This window comes from bacterium (genome assembly GCA_035528375.1).
GTDB lineage: Bacteria > RBG-13-66-14 > RBG-13-66-14 > RBG-13-66-14 > RBG-13-66-14 > RBG-13-66-14.
Genome location: DATKYS010000124.1, coordinates 1 through 3,775 on the forward strand (window position 1 = coordinate 1; position 3,775 = coordinate 3,775).

At 67.0% G+C, this 3,775-nt stretch carries 3 protein-coding genes; all 3 read left to right on the plus strand.

What is annotated here, in order from left to right; translation table 11 throughout:
• Positions 1-141: butyrate kinase (locus tag VM054_09795; protein HUT99352.1), on the plus strand; the 141-nt coding region annotated here is incomplete at its 5' end.
• 495 nt (positions 142-636) lie between these two features.
• Positions 637-1,257 (plus strand): DNRLRE domain-containing protein, encoded by a 621-nt coding sequence (locus tag VM054_09800; GenBank protein ID HUT99353.1) that lies wholly within the window; start codon positions 637-639, stop codon positions 1,255-1,257.
• A 60-nt stretch (positions 1,258-1,317) separates the two neighbouring features.
• Complete coding sequence (hypF, locus tag VM054_09805) at positions 1,318-3,603, plus strand: carbamoyltransferase HypF (protein ID HUT99354.1); 2,286 nt, start codon at positions 1,318-1,320, stop codon at positions 3,601-3,603.
• The last annotated feature ends 172 nt before the right edge of the window (positions 3,604-3,775 follow it).

A 3,775-nucleotide genomic window follows, 5' to 3' on the forward strand; every position in this document is an offset into this window, starting at 1 on the left:
GACTGGGTGAGCTGGATCGCGCCGGTGAAGGTTTACCCGGGGCAGGACGAGATGGGGGCGCTGGCGCAGGGGGTGCTGCGGGTCCTGCGCGGCGAGGACGAGGCGCTGGAGTATCCCACCTACGTGGGCAACGGCGAGTAGGCGGTGAGCCGGTCGTGGAAAAGGCCCCCGGGGGCCTTTTTATTATCGGTCAATCTCACGCCACTGCGGGCAAGGCGTGAACCGTGCGCTGCCCTCGTAGGGGCCGACCTTCAGGTCGGCCCGCGGGCGGGTGTGGACACCCGCCCCCACGTCATCGCAAACGCGTGTGAAGGGTACGGCTATCCCCTCTCCCTTTTAGGGAGAGGGTTAGGGTGAGGGTCGAGATTGGGAACGTAGAAAAAGCGGCGACCCGTGGTTTCCCTCTCCCCGTGGGAGGCGGCTCCCCTCTCCCCTGTGGAGAGGGGATGGGGGTGAGGGACACCTTGTAAAAAAGGGCCGACCTAAACGGCGCGCCGTCGGTCGGCCCCTACGTCATCGCAACAGGGGGAGAGGGTTGAACGGCTGACCACGCCGGTTGACGCCGCCGAAATTCGCCGCTAGACTGATGCGGCGGTATAATATAGTTAACAGTCGCTTTCGTGCCGGAGGTGGCCCATGACCGCGCGCTCGATCCCGGTGTTCTTGTTAATATGCGCCATCTCGGCGCTGGCCTACTTAGACGTCATCCTCCAGCCCGAAGCAGACGTCGGCAAGGATTCGTACACCTATCGGGGACATGGTAACTTCGGCGACAGTAGCGAGCTGTACCTTGAATATGAAGTACTCCGGCCCTACCTCGAGTTCGTCGAGCTGGAGGATTACATCGGCGAGGGTCTGACCCTGCTTTCGACCAAGCTGGAAATTTTCGTATATGAGAGTCCCCACGAGCCGTCCAACATGCCCTCACCAATGCTCATAGCCCCCGCGGCGGAGGATTGGGAGGAGATGGAGATCACCTGGGACAACCAGCCCGACCCCCTCTCGGAGTACGAAATGGAAGCGTGGACCTCCGACATAATCGAAGAACACTGGGAAACCTTCTACGTGACCGAAATTGTCGCCGTGTGGCTGGACGAGACCATCCCCAACTACGGCTTCGTTATGTACGACTACCTTGGGGAACCGCTCTGCTTTGCATCCAGCGACGCAAGTAGCAGGCGGCCCAAGCTGACGCTGACGCTGAACAGCCCGGCGGTCGAGGAGGCCTCCTGGGGCGCGATAAAGGCCGGTTTCTGACCCGGACGGGCATTTCTACGCCTTGACTGTCAAGAATTTGCCGGGTAGACTTCCCCCGTCATGCCCCGACTGCGCGCCCACGTAACCGGCACCGTCCAGGGGGTCGGCTTCCGGCCCTTCGTCTTCCGCCTGGCCCAAGAATTGGGCCTTTCCGGCTTCGTCCTCAACGACCCGTCGGGAGTTTGGGTCGAGGCCCAGGGGACTCGGGAGGCGCTGGACGCGCTCATCCGCCGCCTGAGCGACGAGGCGCCGCCCCTGGCCCGCGTCCAATCCGTCGAGGCCGGGGAGATTCCCGAGGCCGCCGGGACCGCGTTCACCATCCGCGAGAGCCCTTTAAGCGGGGGGGAGATAACCCTGGTCTCGCCGGACGTCGCCACCTGCGCCGACTGCCGGGCGGAGATTTCCGATCCCGCCGACCGCCGCCACCGCTACCCCTTCACCAACTGCACCAACTGCGGCCCCCGGTTCACGATTATAAAGGGCCTGCCCTACGACCGGCCGCTGACCACCATGAGCGGATTTGCGCTCTGCCCCGACTGCGCGCGGGAGTACGGCGACCCGACCGACCGCCGCTTCCACGCCCAGCCGGTCTGCTGCCCGGTCTGCGGCCCACAGGTGGGGCTGGTTGATTCGAGGGGCGACACCCTCGCCGTCGGCGAACGGGCGTTCGGCGAGTCCGTGAAGTTGCTGAAAGACGGGAAGATTTTAGCCGTCAAAGGCCTGGGCGGATACCATCTGGCCTGCGACGCGCTCAACGAACGTGCTGTAGCTGAGCTGAGAAAGCGCAAGGTCCGGCTGGAAAAGCCCTTCGCCCTCATGCTGCGCGACCTGGATGAGATAAGGCGCTACTGCGCGGTGGACGAGGCCGCCGCTGATTTGCTGGAATCCAACCGCGCCCCCATCGTTCTGCTGCCGATGAAAGAGGGAGAGCGCGTCGCGCCCTCGGTGGCCTTGGGTCAGCGCCGCCTGGGCGTCATGCCGCCCTACACCCCGCTGCACCACGTCCTGATGGCGGACTTCGGCGGGCCGCTGGTCCTCACCTCGGGCAACCGCGCCGACGAGCCCATCGCCTACACCGACGCCGACGCGCTCGCCCGGCTGGGGGACATCGCCGACGCCTTTCTGACCCACGACCGGCCGATCCACCTGCGCTGCGACGACACGGTGGCCTCGGTGTTGCGGGGCGGGCCGTACCTCGTCCGGCGGTCGCGGGGCTGGGCGCCGGAGCCGATTCATCTGGCAAAAGCGCTGCCGGTCCACCTCCTGGCCGTCGGCGCCGAGCAGAAAAACACCTTCGCCCTCGGGCGCGAGCGTCTGGCCTTTGTCTCCCACCACATCGGCGACATGGAGAACCCGGCGGTCCTGGCGAGCTTCGAGGAGGGTATCGGGCATTTTCAGCGGTTGTTCAAAGTGCGGCCCGAGGCCGTCGCCTACGACCCGCACCCCGAGTACCTGCCGAGCAAATGGGCGCTGGAACGGGACCTACCGAAAATCGCCGTTCAGCACCACCGGGCGCACGTGGCGGCCTGCCTGGCCGACGCGGGCCACGACGGACCCGCGATAGGCGTGGCCTGGGACGGCACCGGCTACGGCGACGACGGGGCCATCTGGGGCGCGGAACTCTTCCTGGCCGCCGAACGGCGCGCCGTTGGTGCCGACTGGCCGCGCATCTGCCACCTGGACTACGTGCCGCTGGCCGGCGGGGCGCGGGCCGTGCGGCAACCCTGGCGCATGGCGGCGGTCTGGCTGGAGGCGGCGGGACTCGACCCCTACGGCGTCCCCGGCTTCGGGGAGAATTTTCCGGGCGAGGAGTGGGGACTGGTGCGGGTCGCGGCGGAGAGGGGCATCAATTCGCCGCCCACCAGCTCGGGGGGCCGGCTCTTCGACGCCGTCGCCGCGATACTGGGCGTGCGCTCCGAGGCGCTCTACGAGGGCCAGCCGGCGGTGGAATTGGAACAACTCGCCGACCCGGCCGAGACCGGGGCCTACGGGCTGGAGCTGGACGCGACGCGAAATCCCTGGCGGTGGGATGCCCGGCCGCTGTTCCGGTCCATCGTCGAAGACTTGCAAAAGGGGACGGCCCGCGAGATTATCTCCGCCCGTTTCCACCGGGGGCTGGCGCGGGGTATCGCCGGGGCGGCCGTCCGGGCGGCGCGGGAGAACGGAATCGGGCACGTCGCCCTCACCGGGGGGTGCTTCCAGAATCTGTTGTTGACCGAATGGACGGCGCGGGAAATCGAAGTGTCGGGGCTGACGGCGCTCCTGCACCGGCGTGTGCCTCCCAACGACGGCGGGATTTCCCTGGGGCAGTTGTTCCTGGCAGGACGGATTTTGCGCGAAACGTAGGGCGACCCACGGGCGGGGACGGAGCCCCGCCCCTACGTCGGAAACGCGCGATAACCGGCCGTAGGGGCGACCGTCCACGGTCGCCCGTGCATATCCCCCTCTCCCCGTGGGAGAGGGGTTAGGGGTGAGGGCCACCTTATAAAAAACGGGCCGACCTGAACGGCGCGCCGTC